This window comes from Zobellella denitrificans (genome assembly GCF_002407485.1).
Taxonomy (GTDB): Bacteria; Pseudomonadota; Gammaproteobacteria; order Enterobacterales; family Aeromonadaceae; genus Oceanimonas; species Oceanimonas denitrificans.
In genome coordinates this window covers 2,716,436-2,735,117 of record NZ_CP012621.1, presented here as the reverse complement: position 1 = coordinate 2,735,117, position 18,682 = coordinate 2,716,436, and the positions used below count along the sequence as shown (strand labels likewise).

The following is an 18,682-nucleotide window of genomic DNA, read 5'->3' as shown; positions in this document are numbered from 1 at the left end:
TATGACAGTTAATGTTCCTTACGGATTTTGGTGTGCCTAATGAAAGTTTTAATTACTGGCGGAGCTGGTTTTATCGGCTCAGCCGTTATCCGTCATATCATTCATAACACTAACGATAGTGTTGTCAACGTAGACAAGCTCACCTATGCCGGCAACCAGGAAAGCTTGGTAGAGGTAAGTGGCAGCGCCCGCTACGCCTTTGAGCAAGTGGACATTTGCAACCGGCCCGAACTTGAGCGCGTATTTGCCGAGCATCAGCCCGATGCCATTATGCATTTGGCAGCAGAAAGCCATGTGGACAGGTCCATCGACGGCCCGGCGGAATTTATCACCACCAACATAGTGGGTACCTACACCCTGCTGGAAGTGGCAAGAAGCTACTGGAACGGCCTGAGCGCAGAGCGCAAACGGGCCTTCCGTTTTCATCACATTTCCACCGACGAAGTGTACGGCGACCTGCCGCACCCGGAAGAAGACGAAGCCGCGCACCAAACACTGTTTACCGAAACCACCGCCTACGCGCCCAGCAGCCCCTATTCCGCCAGCAAGGCCAGTTCCGATCACCTGGTGCGGGCCTGGCAGCGTACCTACGGGCTTCCCACCTTGGTGACCAACTGCTCCAACAACTATGGGCCTTACCATTTTCCGGAAAAGCTCATTCCGCTGGTTATCTTCAATGCCCTGGAAGGCAAACCCCTGCCCATCTACGGCAAGGGCAACCAAATCCGTGACTGGCTCTATGTGGAAGACCACGCCCGCGCACTCTACCAAGTCGTTACCGAAGGCATAGTGGGCGAAACCTACAACATCGGCGGCCATAACGAAAAAACCAACCTTGAAGTGGTGCAAACCATCTGCACTCTGCTGGATGAGTTGTCTCCTTCACGCTTTACGCCTCACGCCTCACTGATCACTTACGTGGCCGACCGCCCCGGCCACGATATGCGCTATGCCATCAACGCTGGCAAAATAGAGCGCGATCTGGGCTGGAAGCCGCTCGAAACCTTTGAAAGCGGCATCCGCAAAACCGTACAATGGTATCTGAACAACCTGGACTGGTGCCGGCGGGTGCAGGATGGCAGCTACCAGCGCGAGCGGTTGGGAGTAAGCCATGAATAAAGTCAATCGCAAGGGGATTATCCTGGCCGGCGGCTCCGGCACCCGCCTTTATCCCATTACCATGGGCGTTTCCAAGCAGCTGTTGCCAGTTTACGACAAACCCATGATCTACTATCCGCTGTCTGTGCTGATGCTGGCCGGCATTCGGGAAGTTCTGATCATCACCACACCCGAAGATAGTAGTGGTTTCAAGCGGCTGCTGGGTGACGGCAGCCGCTTTGGCATTGAACTCAGCTACGCCGCGCAGCCCAGCCCGGATGGCTTGGCCCAGGCCTTTATCATCGGTGAAGAGTTTATTGGCGACAGCAATGTCTGTCTAGTGCTGGGTGACAACATCTTCTACGGCCAGGGTTTTACTCCCATGCTGCGTGCTGCGGCTGCACGGCCAGCTGGCGCTACTGTATTTGGTTATCAGGTAAAAGATCCGGAACGCTTTGGCGTGGTGGAGTTTGATGAAAACAAGCGTGCTGTTTCCATAGAGGAAAAACCCCTTAAGTCCAGGTCTCACTATGCAGTAACCGGCCTGTACTTTTACGATAACAAGGTAGTGAACATTGCCAAAGAGGTTCGGCCCTCGGAGCGTGGCGAGCTGGAAATTACCAGTATTAACCAGGCATATCTTGAGCGTGGCGAATTGAACGTAGAGCTGCTGGGCCGTGGCTTTGCCTGGCTGGACACTGGCACTCACGAAAGCTTGCTGCAGGCAGCCTCTTTTGTGGAAACCATAGAAATGCGCCAGGGCTACAAAATAGCCTGCTTGGAAGAAATTGCTTTTAATAATGGCTGGTTAACTGCAGCGCAGTTACATAAAGCCGGCACTGATTTGAAAAAGAATGGCTACGGTCAATATCTTCTTGAACTGCTGAGAGATAAATAATGAGTTTAGTTCAATGGATCCCGTTTCCTTCGTTGGGAGATGAGCGAGGGTCCCTAATCGCACTGGAAGCTGAAAAAATCATTCCCTTTGCCATTAAACGGGTTTATTACATCTTTGGCACTCAGCCCGGTGTTGCTCGTGGTTTTCATGCACACAAGGCATTGAAACAAGTTGCGGTATGCGTGTCGGGAAAGTGCCGAATGCTTCTGGATGATGGCAAAAAAAAAGAAAGTGTATGGCTCGATTCGCCGTCGAAAGGCATTCTGATTAATGATTTTATTTGGCGAGAAATGCACGATTTTAGCTCGGATTGTGTACTGCTGGTGCTGGCCAGTGAGCACTATGATGAAATGGATTACATCAGAAACTACGATTCTTTCATGGAGAAAGTACATGAAAAAAAATGAAATAATAATATTTGGCTGTGGTGAGACAGCATTATTGGCTTATGAATACTTCACTCATGACTCGGAGTATGAAGTTGTTGCATTCACAGTGGATAAAGAATTTTTAAATGAGAGTTCTTTATTCGGTTTACCTGTAATTGCAACTGAAGAAATTGTAAAAAAATACCCACCTGAATGCTATGGAGCATTCGTTGCGGCAAGTTCAACAAAGCTAAATAGAGTCAGAAAGCAACTTTACATGAAAGCTGTTGGTTTGGGCTATGAGCTGGTTTCTTATGTTAGTAGCCGAGCATTCGTGTGGCAGAATGTAAAAATTGGTCAGAATTGCTTTATTCTTGAGGATAATACATTGCAACCATTCACTGAGGTCGGTAACAATGTTGTAATGTGGAGTGGTAATCATCTTGGTCACCGTTCTGTTATTAAAGACCACTGCTTCATCTCTTCCCATTGTGTTATATCCGGCTTTTGTGAGATAGGTGAAAGTTCGTTTTTAGGTGTGAACTCTACACTAGAAGACGGTGTTAAACTGGATGACGATAACTTTATAGGTGCAGCATCACTTATCCAAAAGAGTTCAGCGTGCAGGGCATTATATCAAGAGCGACAAACTGATATATCTAAAGTTACTACGCATAAACTTTTTAGGATAAAAGAATAATGAATTTGAAATGGAAGAAAAAAGGTCTCGTATATTCACCCAAATATGATGGTGGTTGGATGGATAACTCGGCACTAACACCAACTGCATTTTTGTTAAATAAAGATGTTATTAGGGTTTATGCTGGGTTTCGTGATACTAACGGCATCAGTCGTATTGGTTATGTTGATGTATCAAGTGATAATCCATCAATGATTCTAAAAGTATCTGAGCAACCTGTTCTGGACGTAGGTGAGCCAGGAATGTTTGATGATAATGGTGTCATCCTTGGCGATATTATTAATGTTGGCGAAGAAATAAGAATGTATTATGTAGGCTTTCAGCTTGTCAAGAAAGCTAAGTTTCTTGCATACACTGGGCTTGCAGTTAGTAACGACGGAGGGGATAACTTTGATCGAATCAGCCCTACCCCAATACTTGATCGCACTCAAGAAGGTAAGTTTATTCGTGCCATTCACTCCGTTCTTGTCGAAGATGGAGTTTTTAAAGTTTGGTATGCAACAGGTAATGGTTGGGAAACGATAAATAACACAGACTATCCTCAATATGATATAAATTATATTGAAAGTCGAGATGGTATTTCGTTTCCTTCGTCAGGGAATAAAATCATTAAAAACAATTTGAAAAACAAAGAATATAGAATTGGTCGTCCTCGAGTGCATCGTTTCGGTGAAAATTATTTGATTAATTTCACTTATGGAACAACAGATGGTCGCTATGAAGCTGGTCAGGCTATATCTAGTGATGGTGTTAATTGGATTAGGGATGATAAAGGTATTGGAATTACGGTATCCCAAGAGGGTTGGGATTCAAAACATTTAAGCTATCCTTCATTAATTACTGTTCCGAATGGTAAAACTTATATGTTTTATAATGGAAATGATATGGGGCGTGAAGGCTTTGGCTATGCAGAATTAGTTGAAGGTGCTTTGTGATTAAAGTTATTCAATATGATCAAAGTAAAGAGCTAGCATGGAATGAGTTTGTAGAGAAATCTAAAGGCTCTCACTTTATGTTTATGCGTAACTTTATTGAGTATCATGCTGATCGTTTTTTAGATAGTTCTTTAATGTTTTATGATCAAAAAGAACGATTGATAGCACTGCTACCGGCTAACAGAAGTGAAAATATATTATATTCACACCAAGGACTTACTTTTGGTGGGTTAATTGTTGATCCTAAAATCACAGCACCTGATGTTATTTCTATTTTTGAAAGCCTATTAATGTTCTGTAAGAATGAAAATGTGGAAAGAATGATATATAAAAAAATGCCGGATTTCTATAGTGGTACTTTTGCACAAGATGATCTTTACGCATTGTTTCGGTGTGGGGCTAAATTATTCAGACGTGATTTGAACTCTACAGTCGATTTGACTTTACCTTATTCATATTCAAAAGGAAGGAAGTGGGCAGTAAATAAAGCCAAAAAAGAATCAATTGAAATTGTTGGTAGTGATAATTTTGACCTTTTTTGGCCTGTACTAATTGACGTATTATCTAGGCACGATGCAACACCTACGCATACAGTTGAGGAAATAAATAAGCTAAATGCTCTTTTTCCTGAAAATATAAAGTTATTTTTAGCGGTGAGGAAGGGGGTAGTTCTGGCCGGAACAGTCTTGTTTATTACCAAACATGTTGTTCATACTCAATATATGGCCACTACAGAAGAAGGTAAGGATGTTGGAGCACTTGATTATTTGATTTCTCATTTAATGAAAGATGAATATTCAAGCAGACATTATTTCAACTTCGGAATATCGACCGAGCAGGCAGGAACTGTTCTTAATGAGGGGTTGCTAGCACAAAAAAATGCTTTTGGTGCAAAATCAACAGTTCATGATTTTTACGAGATTAATATCCAATGATTTCATTTCTTGATCTTAAATCTATTAATGCCCAGTATCGAGATGAGCTTGTGGATGCAGCAACAAAGGTTGTTGAATCAGGGTGGTATATTCAAGGCTCAGAGCTGAAATATTTTGAGTCTGAGTTCGCCGCTTATTGTGGCACTAAACACTGTATTGGTGTTGCTAATGGTTTGGATGCGCTCACACTTACATTACGTGCTTGGAAAGAGCTTGGGAAAATTAAAGAAGGTGATGAAGTAATCGTCCCTGCTAATACCTACATTGCCAGTATTCTTGCAATAACTGAAAATAGATTAAAACCAGTTTTAGTTGAGCCAGATGAGCAAACATATAATCTTTGTCCAATTAAAACAGCAGCGGCAATTACACCCAGCACCAAAGCCATTCTTGCGGTTCATCTTTATGGTCAGCTCGCCTCAATGCCTGAACTTATGGCCTTAGCAGAACAGCATGACCTGCTGGTTCTGGAAGATTCAGCGCAAGCACATGGAGCGGCGATTAATGGCAAAAAGGCGGGCAGTTGGGGGCATGCTTCAGCTTTCAGTTTTTATCCAGGTAAAAACCTTGGGGCCTTGGGGGATGCAGGTGCCGTCACAACCAATGATGATGAGCTTGCGAATACGATTCGTGCCTTGGGTAACTACGGTAGTCATCAAAAATACGAAAATAAATATAAAGGGGTTAACAGTAGGCTCGATGAAATACAAGCAGCTTTTTTAAGGGTTAAACTCAAGCATCTCAATACAGAAATGATTCTCAGAAAAGAAGTTGCGTATGAGTACACAAGGCGGATAGATAATTGTAACTTAACACTGCCAGTTGGTGTGGAGAGTTTTCCGGCTATTGAATGGCATGTTTTTCATTTGTACGTTATACGGTGCCATAAGCGGGAAGAGTTAAGAGAGCATTTGTTAAAAAATGGTATACAAACGTTGGTTCATTATCCTATCTCACCTCATCAACAGAAGGCGTATAGTGAATATTCAACCCAAAGTTTACCAATAACAGAGCGTATTCACAAACAGGTTCTTAGTCTCCCTCTTAGCCCTGTTATGTCACGTCAGCAGGTTAATAAAGTTATTGATGTTTGTAACTCTTTTTATCCAATTGATATATGACTTTTATCAAAACCAGTTTTCTAAATGGCATTGCAGTTTTAATTAGAATGGGTTGTATGCTTGCACTTAACAAAGTACTTGCTATTTACGTTGGCCCATCAGGTTATGCGGTGGTGGGGCAGTTACAAAATGCCATACAAATGATCTCTACCATTGCTAGTGGTGCAGTAACTACTGGTGTTACAAAGTATACTGCGGAGTATTTTGATAACGAAGAACAACAAAAAACACTTTGGAGAACAGCAGGTACAATAGCGATAGTAGGCTCTTTGCTTACTTCTATACTTATGGTTGTTTTTAGTAAAAGCTTGGCTGTATTCTTTCTCGAAGATGATACGCTAGGATATGTGTTCATCTGGTTTTCAGTAAGTTTGCTTTTCCTTGTACTAAATACATTATTACTGTCAGTAATAAATGGCAAAAAAGAAGTTAGGTGTTATGTTCTGTCCAGTATTGTTGGGAGTATTCTTTCGCTTTTAATTACATCACTTCTTTCTTTTTATATGGGGCTGAGTGGTGCCTTGATAGGACTTACTGTTTATCAGTCTTTGTCTTTTATCGCTACAGCATATTTGGTGTCTAGGCTTTCATGGTTTCATATATCTAACTTTTTTGGAACGATTGACTTTACGATTGCAAAAAAATTGCTCAAGTATACTGCTATGGCTATAACATCGGCAATTTGTGTTCCACTGAGTTATATTTATATTCGTAATTATATTGGAGATTCCCTAGGGTGGGATTATGCCGGTTATTGGGAAGCGGCAAATAGACTGAGTAATGCTTATTTAATGTTTTTGATAAGCACCTTGTCGGTTTATTATATCCCTAGGATATCTGAAATAAAAGAAAACAAAGAGATTGTGAGTGAGGTTAAAAAGGTTTTATTGCTGGTTTTTCCAACTTCAATAATTTTATCTGTTTCTGTCTTTATATTTAAGGAACAAGTTGTTTCTTTATTGTTTACCAAGCAGTTCATGGTGCTAAACGAATTGTTGCCTTGGCAGTTGTTTGGTGATGTGATAAAGATTAACGCTTGGGTCTTGGCATGTATCATGCTTGGTAAAAACATGTATAAAACATTTATAATAACCGAGGTATTTTTTTCGGCGTTATATTGTTTTTTTATTACGCTCCTTGTGCCGGCTTACGGGTTTAAAGCTGCATCCATGTCATATGCACTGAATCATATTTTATATTTCATACTAATGGTTTTTGTATTTGTATATTGGCTTAATTGCAACTCCAGTAAAAAAAATGGGGAAATTAAGGTTGAGGTTTTTTGATATATTATGGTAGCTACATCTGTAATCTTCTTGGGTTTTACAATACCAGATGAAGATATTCAAACGATTTGCGAGAATGATCAGCAAATGCCCATTCAAACGCACAAGTTTGCATGGAATTTTGTCGATTGCCTGTCGAAAGCGGGTATTGATGTTGAGCTGGTTAGTTCGGAACCTGTTAGCAATTACCCCAGATATAAAAAGATTTTTTTTAAAGGGGGATTGAATGATTGCAAAGGATATAAGCTACAAAAGCTTTTCTTTATTAATGTTCTTGTTTTTAAGCATATAACCAGATTATTTTCTTCGATCATATCATTGTTTTCTATTAATAAAAAAAAATCTTTTGATATAGTGTTTGTTCATGGTGTTCATTCACCATATCTGGTTTCTTCTTGGTTGTTCTGTTTCCTATTAAAGAAGAAATTTGTGGCGATATTAACTGATCCACCTGGAGTGATCATCGGTAGTGATGGGGCTTTCTCAAGGTTTTTGAAAAAAATAGATGTATTGATAGTCAGAACTCTGCTCAGCAAAGCGGATGGAGTAATAGCTGTTGCACCAGGGTTAATTGAAAATTTATCATTAGATACAGAAAGTATAATTTTAGAAGGCTTTGTTGAACCTTCAAAAGCTTTATTGTCTAAATCATTTTCCAACAAGCAAGAGACTGTTAACTTTCTTTATGCTGGAGGTTTGTTTAAGGAATATGGTATTAACGAATTTGTGGATGCGTTTAGTAGTTGTAAGTTAGATAATATAACTTTAACTGTTCTAGGGAAAGGCAGTTCTGCTGAATATATTCAGGGTGTATCTGACAAGGATCCCAGAATTAAGTATTTAGGTTTCAAGTCAGGTGACGAGCTCGATGGCTTGTTTTCAGGTGCAGATGTATTTGTTAATCCTAGAATGAAAGATGGCTACATTGAAAATTTGTCGTTCCCATCAAAATTGCTAGAATATCTTTCATTTGGTAAGCCAGTTCTAACTACTAAGCTTAATTCCATACCTAGCGACTACGATGAGTTTTTTATATATTTTGATAGTGATAACGTCACGGACTTTAGAGAGAAGATAGAGGCAGTGGCATCTATGAGTAAGTCTGAACTTTTTACACTAGGTGATAAAGGTAAAAAGTTCAGTCTTTCCCAAAAAACACCTCAAGGACATGCTCATAAAGTAGCAATGTTTATTAACAAGATACTAGGTAAAAAGTAAGAAGGTTTTTATGATGTGTCCATTGGTTACTGTGGCTGTTCCAGTTTTTAATCATGAGGCTTATGTAGAGAAGACTATATTAAGTATTTTGAATCAAACATATAATAACATTAAATTGGTTGTTATTGATGATGGATCTTCAGATAATTCTGTTGAAGTAATAAAAGAGCTTAATGAACGATTTGATTTTGTTTTTGTTTCACAAGAAAACAGAGGGTGTGCAGCGACGTTAAATCGAGCTATAAGAGAATTTTCAGAAGGAAAGTATTTTTCTATCAGTGCCTCTGATGATTATTGGGCTCCAGATAAAATTGAAAAGCAAGTTGCCTATATGGAAAAAAATGAGGATGTACCTTTTGCATATAACAAGAATTACTTTGTGGATGAAGATGATAGAATTCTGGAGAGGGAAACCGAAATGGCAAACTCCAACTTGAAAGGGGGGGAAGTTTTCAATGAACTGATTTTTCAAAAGTTTCATCCGTTGCCAGGTTATATTTTCAGGAGGGATCTCTTCGATGATGAAGAGGTTGGCCTTTATAAAGAAGGTATATGGACTGAAGACTTTTATCTGAATTTGAAGATAGCAAAGAAGTATAAGATCGGATTCATAGACGATTACCTTTCTTATTATCGTTACCCGAGTAATTTTAATGACAAGTTGAAAAACATAAGGATATCTGAAGGTCATAAATTTTGTATTGATATGTATAAGAGTGAGCCTGTTTATGCGCAAGCAATAAAGTTATGGCACTTTAGAAACTTTGTTTGGTATTCATCGATTAAAAAACACAAACTTTTTGCCATTAAGTCGATGCTCCATTCTTTGTCTTTTTGGAGCGAAAAGGACTTTTATGTTGCGCTTGCGAAGTTAGTTTTGCTATGGCGATAAAAATTCAGTATCTTTTTGTTGTTGTAATGTTGTTTTTTTATCTTTTCTTTAATGGGGGGGGGGTCGGCTTTTTTCTATCATCTATGTTTTGTTTTATCATTTTTTTGTGGGATAGAAATAGCCTATTTTGTTTTTTTTCTTTTTTGAAACGAAACCTTTATATCGTTTTTGCTTTTGTGTTTTTTTTGGTTTTCTTTTTGCTTCGTGAGTTTTTCTCAGCTTTTCACAATGACTTTGAACTGGAAAATCTTGTTTTTGTTTACAGGGTTATTCAGGTTTTTCTTGGTGTCATTCCATTTTCATTTTTTCTTTCTTATTTTGTTTTTTTTAAAAGTAATGGAGAGGATAAGCTTTTTAAGTTATTTTTTCTGGTTTCAATAATTCAATCTTTTTTTGTTGTGATTTCATATTTTTCTTCATCAGTAAGAGAGTTTCTCACATTGGCTGTTATTGATGATAGATACAAGGAAGTGTTAAGCGCTGTGTTGCATTATAGAATATATGGCTTTTCGACAAACTACACATTTACTATGCCGGTATTTATGGCTATTGCTGCTTTGTTCTCTTTTATTAAGAGTGTTAGGAGTAATATATTCTACTTTTTGTTTGTTCCTTTTTTTATTTTTTCTATATACCTTAATGCCAGAGTCGGATTGTTGGTTTTATTTTTTTTGGTTGTTTTTTATGCTCCATATTTAATTAAATATAGTAACTTTTATAAGTTGCTCTCTTTGTTTCTTTTGTTGTCTGTGTTTGCTTATTTTCTTTCCTTTTGGTATGACTTGGAAGTCGGTTTAAATCATTGGTTCTTAGCTGGAGTGGAAGAGTTGCGTCAGTTGCTTGATGGGCGATTGCTTGGAACTTTTTCAGTCTTGGGTGACATGTTTTTTATTCCTGATGGCTGGGGTCTTTTGTTTGGTGATGGGGTCAATGTTTTTCATGCTGAAAGAAATTCTGATGTTGGATATATAATATCTATAAATTATGGTGGTCTTTTTTACCTTTTGATGCTGTTGGGGTTTTATTTTCTGTTTGTTTTTAATTCTCTTTATCTGGGTAAGCAATGTTTTTGGGTTGTCTTTTCAGTTTTTTTATGTTTAATCTTAATAAATTTTAAAGGTGATGCTTTTTATAGGAATGAAGTAACTACTTTGTTTTTTTCTGTGTTTTTTTATTTCTATTTTAAGTATAATTTCTTTTGTTACTGTCATATTTCAAAATGAGTTTTTATGTTTAAGAGTAAAGTTCTTTTTATCTCTGGTGGTACTGGTTCTTTTGGTAACGCTGTGCTTAATCGCTTCCTCGATACCGATATTGCCGAGATCCGCATCTTTAGCCGGGATGAGAAAAAACAGGATGATATGCGCAAGCGCTATGCCAATCCCAAGCTTAAGTTTTACATCGGCGATGTGCGTGACTATCAGAGCGTGTTAAACGCCACTCGTGGTGTGGACTACATTTTCCACGCTGCGGCCCTCAAACAGGTGCCTTCCTGTGAATTCCATCCCATGGAGGCGGTTAAGACCAATATTCTGGGTACCGAGAACGTACTGGAAGCGGCCATTCAGAACCAGGTACAGCGGGTGGTGTGCCTGAGCACCGACAAGGCCGTTTACCCCATCAATGCCATGGGCATTTCCAAGGCGATGATGGAAAAGGTGATGGTGGCCAAGTCCCGCAATGTGGATAGCAGCAAAACCGTGATCTGTGGCACCCGCTACGGCAACGTAATGGCGTCTCGCGGCTCGGTGATTCCCTTGTTTGTGGATCAAATGCGTGCCGGCAAGCCGCTGACCATTACCGACCCCCACATGACCCGCTTTATGATGACCCTGGCGGACGCGGTGGATCTGGTGCTCTACGCCTTTGAACACGGCAACAATGGCGATATGTTCGTGCAAAAAGCGCCTGCCGCCACCATCGAGACCCTGGCCCGGGCCATTACCAGCCTGCTGGAGCAGCCGGATTATCCCATTCAGGTCATTGGCACCCGCCATGGTGAAAAGCTGTACGAGGCGTTGCTCAGCCGGGAAGAAATGGCCTGTGCCGAGGATTTGGGAGGCTACTACCGGGTGCCGCCCGATCTGCGTGACCTCAACTACGGCAAGTTTGTGGAGCAGGGCGAAGAAAAAATTTCCCACACCGAAGACTACAACTCCCACAACACCGAGCGGCTGGACGTGGCCGGCATGCAGAAGCTGCTGCTCAAGCTCGACTTTATCCGTGCCCTGCAGCAAGGCGAATACATCAATCCGGAGGAATAAGCATGCGTGTGCTCATTACCGGCGCCAACGGCTTTGTGGGCCAGAACCTGGTGGCCCACCTCGGCGAGCGGGCGGATATCACCCTGGTACCCTTTACCCGCGCGCATCGGCTGGCAGATTTGCCGGTGTTGCTGGAAGGAGTGGATTTTGTATTCCACCTGGCCGGCATCAACCGCCCGCAGGATCCCGCCGAGTTCAGCACTGGCAATGCCGATCTTACCCGCAGCCTGTGCCAGGCCATTGCCGGCAGTGGTCGTCAAATTCCCGTGCTTTACACCTCCTCCATCCAGGCCGAGCAGGATAACCCCTACGGCCAAAGCAAACGCCATGCCGAGCAGGCACTGCTGGATTTGGCCGAGCAGCATGGCAGTGCCGTGCACCTGTTCCGCCTGCCCAATGTATTCGGCAAGTGGGCCAGGCCCAACTACAATTCGGCGGTGGCCACCTTCTGCCATAACATCAGCCGTGATCTTCCCATCCAGATCAACGATCCGGCCGCCGAGATCCGCCTGGTGTACATTGATGATGTGATCAGCCACTTCGTGGCGGGGATGGAAGGCAAGTTAGCCGGTAACCCCTTTGTGGCGGTGGCGCCGGAATACCGTATTACCGTGGGCGAGTTGGCCGGGCAGTTACAGCGTTTTCGCGACAGCCGTACCAGCCTTGTCAGCGAGCGGGTAGGCACCGGCCTGGTGAGGGCGCTCTACTCCACCTATCTCAGCTATCTGCCGCCCGAGCGCTTTACCTACCCGGTGCCCAAATACGGTGATGAACGCGGCGTGTTTGTGGAAATGCTCAAAACCCCCGATGCCGGCCAGTTCTCGTTTTTTACCGCCCATCCCGGCATTACCCGTGGCGGCCACTATCACCACTCCAAAACCGAGAAATTTTTAGTGATCAAGGGCAAGGCCTGTTTTCGGTTTCGCCATATTATGAGCGGCGAGTTTTATGAGCTGTTCACCAGCGGCGAGCAGCCGGAAATAGTGGAAACCGTGCCGGGCTGGACTCACGATATTACCAACGTGGGCAACGATGAAATGGTGGTCATGCTGTGGGCCAATGAAATTTTTGACCGCGAGCATCCGGATACCTATGCCCGCCCGGTGGGCACCCAGGCCTGAGCAAGCAAAAGCAGGAATAATAATGAACAAGTTAAAAGTCATGACCGTAGTGGGCACCCGCCCCGAGATCATCCGCCTTTCCCGTGTGCTGGCGGCGCTGGATGCACATTGCGAGCACATTCTGGTGCACACCGGCCAGAACTACGATTACGAGCTGAACGAGATCTTTTTTCAGGATCTGGGCATCCGCAAGCCGGACTATTTTCTTAACGCGGCAGGTGCCAGCGGTGCCGAGACCATAGGCAAGGTGATCATCGCGGTGGACAAGGTGCTGGCCGAGGTGCAGCCCCAGGCGCTGCTGGTGCTGGGTGACACCAACAGCTGCATGGCGGTGATCCCGGCCAAACGCCGCAAGATCCCCACCTTCCATATGGAGGCGGGCAACCGCTGTTTCGACATGCGGGTGCCGGAAGAAATCAACCGTCGCATTGTGGATCACACCGCCGACATCAACCTTACCTACAGCACCATCGCCCGCGACTACCTGCTGCGCGAAGGGCTGGAGCCGGACCGGGTGATCAAAACCGGCAGTCCCATGTTCGAGGTGCTCAACCATTACCGTGGCGGCATAGAGGCCTCGGACGTGCTGGAGCGGCTGGGCCTGGAAGCCGGCAAGTTCTTTGTGGTGAGTGCCCACCGGGAAGAAAACGTCGACTCCGACAAAAACTTCCTCAAGCTGGTGAATATCCTCAATACCGTGGCCGAGCAGTTTGGCTACCCGGTGATTGTGTCCACTCATCCGCGCACCCAAAAACGGGTGGATGCCATGGGCGTGAGCTTTCATGCCAACGTGCGTTTGCTCAAACCGCTGGGATTTAAGGACTACAACAAGCTGCAACTTACCGCCAGGGCGGTGCTGTCCGATAGTGGCACCATCAACGAGGAGTCTTCCATCCTCAACTTTCCGGCGCTGAATATCCGCGAAGCCCACGAACGCCCGGAAGGCATGGAAGAGGCCGCCGCCATGATGGTGGGCCTGGAGCTGGAGCGGGTGCTGCAGGGCCTGCAGATCCTGGAAAGCCAGGCCAGGGGAGAAGCGCGCAGCCTGCGCCTGGTGGCCGACTACAGCATGCCCAATGTGGCCGGCAAGGTAGTGCGGATCATCCACAGCTACCGGGATTATGTAATGCGCACTGTGTGGAAGCAGTATTGATGACCCGAAAGCCTATTAAAGTGGCTGTTATTAATCGCAGCTTTTGGCCAGTATACCCTGTAATTGGCGAAGCCCTTTTGCGATTTGCTGAAGGTGCGTCAGCCAAGGGATACTCTGTGTCGGTAATTATGCAGGATCATGCTGGTATCAAGGCCAGGCTGGCGAAAGAAAATCGCGGTGAGGGTGTAAATTTCTACCCTGCCAAAGCCTTAACCACATCAGCCAGTGGCATATTGCTCAGAGCCTGCGATGCCGTGTTTTTCATGCTCTGGGTGCTGGCAGTGCTGCTGTGGGTAAGGCCCCGCAAAGTCTATGTTTCGACAGACCCGCCGGTTGTTGTTCCCTTTATTGTCATGCTCTATAGCCGGTTATTTGGTGCTGAATATATCTACCATCTGCAGGATATCCACCCGGAGGCTGCGAATGTTATCATACCGGTTAACAAGTGGGTGTATAATATCCTGCTGAAGATGGACGCTCTGACCATGCGCAAGGCGAAGTGTCTGATCACCATCACCGAGCAGATGGCGGCTGAAATTCGTGCCCGATCAGGCACTGCCGCACCTGTTCATGTGCTGGACAACCCGGCTGTATCATTCGATGGTATTGATACAACCAAACCTAAAGTTTCGGGTTTTTCCTTCTGCGGCAATGCCGGAAGGTTGCAGCGGATACCTCTGGTGCTTGATGCAATAGAAACGTACTTTGCCCGGGGAGGCCAGCTTTTATTCAGTTTTGCAGGTGGTGGTGTATATGCAGACCACTTAAGGGCCTTTTCTGATAGATTCGAGCATTTCCATTACCACGGCCAGGTTACTCCCACTGAGGCTGCTCAGATTAATGCCGATTACACCTGGGCATTGCTACCTATTGAGGATGATGTAACGCGGTTTGCTTTTCCCAGTAAGTCGTCATCCTATGTTTTTTCAGGTGCAAATATACTGGCCGTTTGTGGTGAACATACGGGGGTGGCTCAATGGGTAAAGGAGAACCGCGTGGGTTTGGTTGTAAAACCGGAGATTGATGCATTGGCTGGCATTTTTTCAGATATTGAAAATGGTGCTGTAAATGAGGCCGGTGATCAAAATGCAAGAGAAATACTGAAGGCCAGGCTCAGGTTTGATGTATTTGTCAATGCGCTGGACAAGATAGTGTTGGAGTAATATGAATCTACTACTAACGGGGGCCACCGGTTTTCTGGGTAGCCGGCTTGCTGAAGTACTGCAGTCCAGGCCGGATATTCACCTGACTGCCGCCGTGCGTCGCCATGCTGAAGTTCCGGCTGCTTGCATTGTTGAAGTGCAGGGCCTTGATGCCGGCACCGGCTGGTCAGCCGCCCTGGCCGAACAACAAGTTGTTATTCATGCCGCGGCCCGTGCCCACATCATGAAAGATGAAGTGGCTGATCCCTTGGCGGAATACCGTAAGGTGAATGTAGAGGGCTCGCTTAACCTTGCCCGGCAAGCGGCAGTTGCAGGCGTGAAGCGCTTTATTTTTATCAGCTCCATCAAGGTGAATGGTGAGCAAACGCCGTTGGGCAAGCCCTTTACGGCTGAAGATGCTCCCGCACCGGAAGATGCCTACGGTATTGCCAAGCGTGAAGCCGAACAGGGCTTGCAGCAACTGGCTGCCGAAACCGGGATGGAGGTGGTGATTATCCGCCCTCCACTGGTGTATGGGCCGGGTGTAAAGGGCAATTTTGCCAGCATGATCAAGCTGGTTGAAAATGGTTTGCCGTTACCTTTGGGAGCCGTTCACAACAAGCGAACGCTGGTTGCACTGGATAATCTGGTTGACCTTATCATCACCTGCATCGATCATCCCGCCGCTGCCAACCAGGTGTTTCTGGCCGGGGATGGTGAAGATGTCTCCACTACCGAGCTGCTGCGTGGAGTGGCCAATGCAGCAGGCAAACCTTGCCGATTGTTGCCGGTGCCGGCGGGCTTGCTGCAGTTGGGGGCTACTGCGTTGGGTAAAAAGGCGGTTGCACAGCGCTTGCTGGGCTCGCTGCAGGTGGATATTTCCAAGGCGCGTAATGTATTGGGCTGGATGCCGCCGCTGTCGGTGGAGCAAGGATTAAAGAGGTGTTTTGATGATTCGGTTGTTTGATATTGTATTTTCGCTGCTGGGGCTGGTGTTCGGCTTTCCGGTGCTGGTGCTGCTTACCCTTATCGGCCTGTTTGACACCGGTTCTCCCATTTTTCGCCAGGTGCGGGTAGGGCGTCACCAAAAGCCCTTTACCCTGGTCAAGTTTCGCACCATGAAGGTGGACACTGCTTCTGTAGCTTCTCACTTGGCAAGCGCATCATCCATTACTCCTTTTGGCCATTTTTTGCGCCGTACCAAACTGGATGAACTGCCTCAGCTGTGGAACGTGCTGAAAGGTGAAATGAGCCTGGTGGGGCCACGGCCCGGCCTGTTTAATCAGGAAGAGCTGACGAGAGCCCGAGCTGCTCACGGTGTGTATGATGTGCGCCCCGGCATTACCGGCCTGGCACAGGTGAATGAAATTGACATGTCCACCCCCGTGCTGCTGGCCGAGACGGACAAAAAAATGATCCAGTCGCTGTCGGTTAAGGATTATTTTCGCTACATACTGCTTACCGTATCCGGCAAGGGCAGTGGCGATCGGGTAAAAAGCTGAAATAACAATACACCAACGGGATATTGCATGATCCATCAGGCCATTCACTGGTTGTTTCAACAGCCTCGCTCGGTAAAGCGTATTATCAGCTTGTTGCTGGATACGCTGTTTATTTCGCTGGCGTTCTGGGCAGCTTACCTGCTGCGGCTGGACAGCGTCAGCCTGCTGGGCTCGTTCCGGCACTGGCTGGTGTTGGCGGCCATGGTGCCGGTTACCCTGCTGTGTTTTGTGCGCTTTGGCCTTTACCGGGCTGTACTGCGTTACCTGGGGCATCACGCTACCCTGGTGATGATGGGCGGGGTGGCGGTGTCGGCCGTTACCATGGTGCTGGCGGCCTATTACTTCAATGCGTTTTTGCCCCGCTCGGTGCCGGTTATTTATGCATCGTTGGCGTTGCTGCTGTGCGGCGGTGCCCGCAGCATGGCCCGGGCGCTGTATAACCAAAGCACCAAAAAGCAGAAAACCCCGGTTATTATTTACGGGGCCGGATCTTCCGGCCGTCAGTTGAACACTTCGCTAACCCATGGCAGTGAATATCGCGCCGTGGCGTTTGTAGACGACAACCCCGGCCTGCAAAAGGCCCTGCTGCAGGGATTAACGGTTTATTCCCCGGCCGAGCTACCCTGGCTGGTGGAGCGCTATGGTGCACAAAAACTGTTGCTGGCCATGCCCAGCATCAGCCGCCAGCGCCGGCGGGAGATTGTGGATGCGCTGGAAGACTTGCAGATAGACATGCTTACCATTCCCGGCATGGCCGATATTGTAAGTGGTAAGGCAAAACTGAATGAACTGCACGAAGTGAGTGTGGAAGACTTGTTGGGTAGGGATCCGGTGGAGCCTTTTCCTGATCTGATTAGTGCCAACATTCGCGGCAAGGTGGTGATGGTAACCGGTGCCGGTGGCTCCATTGGCTCCGAGTTGTGCCGGCAAATTGTGCAGCAGGGGCCGCGCACTCTGGTGTTGTTTGAAATGTCGGAATATGCCCTGTATCAAATCGATCAGGAGCTGAATGGCATGTGCCGTGAGGCTGGTTACGCTGTGCGCATTGTGCCCATTATGGCCTCGGTGCAGCGGCAAAACCGGCTGGAGGCGGTGATGCGCGCCTTTGGCGTGCAAACCGTTTACCACGCCGCCGCCTGCAAGCATGTGCCCCTGGTGGAATACAACGTGGTGGAGGGGGTGCGCAACAATGTGTTCGGCACCTGGCGGGCGGCGGAAGCCGCCATCAACTGCGGGGTGGAAACCTTTGTGCTTATCTCTACCGACAAGGCGGTACGCCCTACCAACGTGATGGGTACCAGCAAGCGCCTGGCCGAGCTGGTGCTGCAGGGGTTGGCCCTGCGGCAACAGCAAACCCGTTTTTGCATGGTGCGCTTTGGCAACGTGCTGGGTTCAAGCGGATCGGTGGTGCCCTTGTTCAAAAAACAAATCCGCGCCGGCGGCCCCATTACCCTTACCCACCAGGAGATCACCCGCTACTTTATGACCATTCCCGAGGCCGCCCAGCTGGTGATCCAGGCCGGCGCCATGGGCCGGGGAGGGGATGTCTTTGTGCTGGACATGGGCGAGCCGGTCAGGATCATCGACCTGGCCCGTAAAATGGTCCGCCTGATGGGCTACGAGGTAAAAGACAAACAAAACCCCGATGGAGATATCGAAATCAGGGTTACCGGTTTGCGCCCGGGAGAGAAATTGTACGAAGAACTGTTGATCGGGGCCGATGAACAGCCTACCCTGCACCCGCGCATTCGCGCCGCCCGCGAGGTACATTTGCCCTGGCCGGAAGTGGCCAGGCTGTTGGATGAACTGGAGCAGGCCTGCGAGCATTATAACCAACCGCGTATCCGCGAATTGCTGCTTGGCGCCCCCACCGCCTTCACTCCCCAGGATGGCATCTGCGATCTGGTCTGGACAGAAAAGCAAAAACCGGGAGCGGAGCCCGAAGCGTTAACAGCCGCAACGGCGGAAAAAAACGTAGTGCAATTACTGCGCTAAGGCGCGCCTTAGCCAGGTTTTGCGGTGCCGGGCACTACAACCATATTTTGGCCG

18 protein-coding genes are annotated in these 18,682 nt (G+C 46.2%); all 18 read left to right on the top strand.

From position 1 onward, the window contains the following. Positions 1-39: 39 nt before the first annotated feature. The 18 genes from rfbB (at position 40) to AN401_RS12875 (ending at position 18,628) form a co-directional block, all read left to right on the top strand. Positions 40-1,119 carry a dTDP-glucose 4,6-dehydratase gene (rfbB, locus tag AN401_RS12955; RefSeq protein WP_096779603.1) on the top strand — a complete coding sequence of 360 codons (1,080 nt, stop codon included), beginning with the start codon at positions 40-42 and terminating at the stop codon, positions 1,117-1,119. Continuing rightward, positions 1,112-1,996 carry a glucose-1-phosphate thymidylyltransferase RfbA gene (gene rfbA, locus AN401_RS12950; RefSeq protein ID WP_096779602.1) on the top strand — a complete coding sequence of 295 codons (885 nt, stop codon included), beginning with the start codon at positions 1,112-1,114 and terminating at the stop codon, positions 1,994-1,996. Before rfbB ends, rfbA begins: the two co-directional genes overlap by 8 nt. After that, complete coding sequence (locus AN401_RS12945) at positions 1,996-2,403, top strand: sugar 3,4-ketoisomerase (RefSeq protein WP_096779601.1); 408 nt, start codon at positions 1,996-1,998, stop codon at positions 2,401-2,403. Before rfbA ends, AN401_RS12945 begins: the two co-directional genes overlap by 1 nt. After that, positions 2,390-3,064 (top strand): acetyltransferase, encoded by a 675-nt coding sequence (locus AN401_RS12940; protein WP_096779600.1) that lies wholly within the window; start codon positions 2,390-2,392, stop codon positions 3,062-3,064. The genes AN401_RS12945 and AN401_RS12940 overlap by 14 nt, the downstream gene beginning before the upstream one ends. After that, positions 3,064-3,999, top strand: coding sequence for a glycoside hydrolase family protein (locus tag AN401_RS12935; protein ID WP_096779599.1), 936 nt, complete (start codon positions 3,064-3,066; stop codon positions 3,997-3,999). Before AN401_RS12940 ends, AN401_RS12935 begins: the two co-directional genes overlap by 1 nt. Further along, on the top strand, positions 3,996-4,934 hold the full coding sequence (locus AN401_RS12930) for a GNAT family N-acetyltransferase (protein WP_198401738.1): 939 nt from the start codon (positions 3,996-3,998) through the stop codon (positions 4,932-4,934). The genes AN401_RS12935 and AN401_RS12930 overlap by 4 nt, the downstream gene beginning before the upstream one ends. Continuing rightward, positions 4,931-6,055: a DegT/DnrJ/EryC1/StrS family aminotransferase gene (locus tag AN401_RS12925; RefSeq protein ID WP_096779598.1), complete on the top strand. Its 1,125-nt coding sequence runs from the start codon at positions 4,931-4,933 to the stop codon at positions 6,053-6,055. The genes AN401_RS12930 and AN401_RS12925 overlap by 4 nt, the downstream gene beginning before the upstream one ends. Further along, positions 6,052-7,341 (top strand): O-antigen translocase, encoded by a 1,290-nt coding sequence (locus tag AN401_RS12920; RefSeq protein ID WP_096779597.1) that lies wholly within the window; start codon positions 6,052-6,054, stop codon positions 7,339-7,341. Before AN401_RS12925 ends, AN401_RS12920 begins: the two co-directional genes overlap by 4 nt. A 6-nt stretch (positions 7,342-7,347) precedes the next feature. Beyond that, the gene (locus AN401_RS12915) at positions 7,348-8,559 is read left to right on the top strand and encodes a glycosyltransferase family 4 protein (protein WP_096779596.1); all 1,212 of its coding nucleotides are present in this window, start codon (positions 7,348-7,350) and stop codon (positions 8,557-8,559) included. Positions 8,560-8,569: 10 nt separating this feature from the next. After that, a complete protein-coding gene (locus AN401_RS12910) occupies positions 8,570-9,451 on the top strand; it encodes a glycosyltransferase family 2 protein (protein ID WP_096779595.1) in 882 nt (293 codons plus the stop codon). Beyond that, on the top strand, positions 9,442-10,674 hold the full coding sequence (locus AN401_RS19835) for a hypothetical protein (protein ID WP_157772272.1): 1,233 nt from the start codon (positions 9,442-9,444) through the stop codon (positions 10,672-10,674). Before AN401_RS12910 ends, AN401_RS19835 begins: the two co-directional genes overlap by 10 nt. A gap of 6 nt (positions 10,675-10,680) precedes the next feature. Further along, entirely contained in the window at positions 10,681-11,715 is a 1,035-nt protein-coding gene (locus tag AN401_RS12905; protein ID WP_096779594.1) for a polysaccharide biosynthesis protein, read from the top strand. Between the two features lie 2 nt (positions 11,716-11,717). Further along, positions 11,718-12,836 carry a UDP-2-acetamido-2,6-beta-L-arabino-hexul-4-ose reductase gene (gene wbjC, locus AN401_RS12900; RefSeq protein WP_096779593.1) on the top strand — a complete coding sequence of 373 codons (1,119 nt, stop codon included), beginning with the start codon at positions 11,718-11,720 and terminating at the stop codon, positions 12,834-12,836. A gap of 22 nt (positions 12,837-12,858) precedes the next feature. Continuing rightward, a complete protein-coding gene (gene wecB, locus AN401_RS12895; protein WP_096779592.1) occupies positions 12,859-13,989 on the top strand; it encodes a non-hydrolyzing UDP-N-acetylglucosamine 2-epimerase in 1,131 nt (376 codons plus the stop codon). Then, a complete protein-coding gene (locus AN401_RS12890; protein ID WP_232513310.1) occupies positions 13,974-15,152 on the top strand; it encodes a glycosyltransferase in 1,179 nt (392 codons plus the stop codon). Before wecB ends, AN401_RS12890 begins: the two co-directional genes overlap by 16 nt. 1 nt (position 15,153) lies before the next feature. Beyond that, the gene (locus tag AN401_RS12885; RefSeq protein ID WP_096779590.1) at positions 15,154-16,098 is read left to right on the top strand and encodes a UDP-glucose 4-epimerase family protein; all 945 of its coding nucleotides are present in this window, start codon (positions 15,154-15,156) and stop codon (positions 16,096-16,098) included. Beyond that, on the top strand, positions 16,082-16,633 hold the full coding sequence (locus AN401_RS12880) for a sugar transferase (RefSeq protein WP_096779589.1): 552 nt from the start codon (positions 16,082-16,084) through the stop codon (positions 16,631-16,633). The genes AN401_RS12885 and AN401_RS12880 overlap by 17 nt, the downstream gene beginning before the upstream one ends. A gap of 90 nt (positions 16,634-16,723) precedes the next feature. Next, entirely contained in the window at positions 16,724-18,628 is a 1,905-nt protein-coding gene (locus AN401_RS12875) for a nucleoside-diphosphate sugar epimerase/dehydratase (RefSeq protein WP_232513309.1), read from the top strand. The last annotated feature ends 54 nt before the right edge of the window (positions 18,629-18,682 follow it).

Excerpts from the sequence above, each read along its gene's own strand:
- rfbB (WP_096779603.1), top strand. The coding sequence starts at position 40 with ATGAAAGTTTTAATTACTGGCGGAGCTGGTTTTATCGGCTCAGCCGTT.
- rfbA (WP_096779602.1), top strand. The coding sequence starts at position 1,112 with ATGAATAAAGTCAATCGCAAGGGGATTATCCTGGCCGGCGGCTCCGGC.
- AN401_RS12945 (WP_096779601.1), top strand. The coding sequence starts at position 1,996 with ATGAGTTTAGTTCAATGGATCCCGTTTCCTTCGTTGGGAGATGAGCGA.
- AN401_RS12940 (WP_096779600.1), top strand. The coding sequence starts at position 2,390 with ATGAAAAAAAATGAAATAATAATATTTGGCTGTGGTGAGACAGCATTA.
- AN401_RS12935 (WP_096779599.1), top strand. The coding sequence starts at position 3,064 with ATGAATTTGAAATGGAAGAAAAAAGGTCTCGTATATTCACCCAAATAT.
- AN401_RS12925 (WP_096779598.1), top strand. The coding sequence starts at position 4,931 with ATGATTTCATTTCTTGATCTTAAATCTATTAATGCCCAGTATCGAGAT.
- AN401_RS12920 (WP_096779597.1), top strand. The coding sequence starts at position 6,052 with ATGACTTTTATCAAAACCAGTTTTCTAAATGGCATTGCAGTTTTAATT.
- AN401_RS12915 (WP_096779596.1), top strand. The coding sequence starts at position 7,348 with ATGGTAGCTACATCTGTAATCTTCTTGGGTTTTACAATACCAGATGAA.
- AN401_RS12910 (WP_096779595.1), top strand. The coding sequence starts at position 8,570 with ATGATGTGTCCATTGGTTACTGTGGCTGTTCCAGTTTTTAATCATGAG.
- AN401_RS19835 (WP_157772272.1), top strand. The coding sequence starts at position 9,442 with ATGGCGATAAAAATTCAGTATCTTTTTGTTGTTGTAATGTTGTTTTTT.
- AN401_RS12905 (WP_096779594.1), top strand. The coding sequence starts at position 10,681 with ATGTTTAAGAGTAAAGTTCTTTTTATCTCTGGTGGTACTGGTTCTTTT.
- wbjC (WP_096779593.1), top strand. The coding sequence starts at position 11,718 with ATGCGTGTGCTCATTACCGGCGCCAACGGCTTTGTGGGCCAGAACCTG.
- wecB (WP_096779592.1), top strand. The coding sequence starts at position 12,859 with ATGAACAAGTTAAAAGTCATGACCGTAGTGGGCACCCGCCCCGAGATC.
- AN401_RS12885 (WP_096779590.1), top strand. The coding sequence starts at position 15,154 with ATGAATCTACTACTAACGGGGGCCACCGGTTTTCTGGGTAGCCGGCTT.
- AN401_RS12880 (WP_096779589.1), top strand. The coding sequence starts at position 16,082 with ATGATTCGGTTGTTTGATATTGTATTTTCGCTGCTGGGGCTGGTGTTC.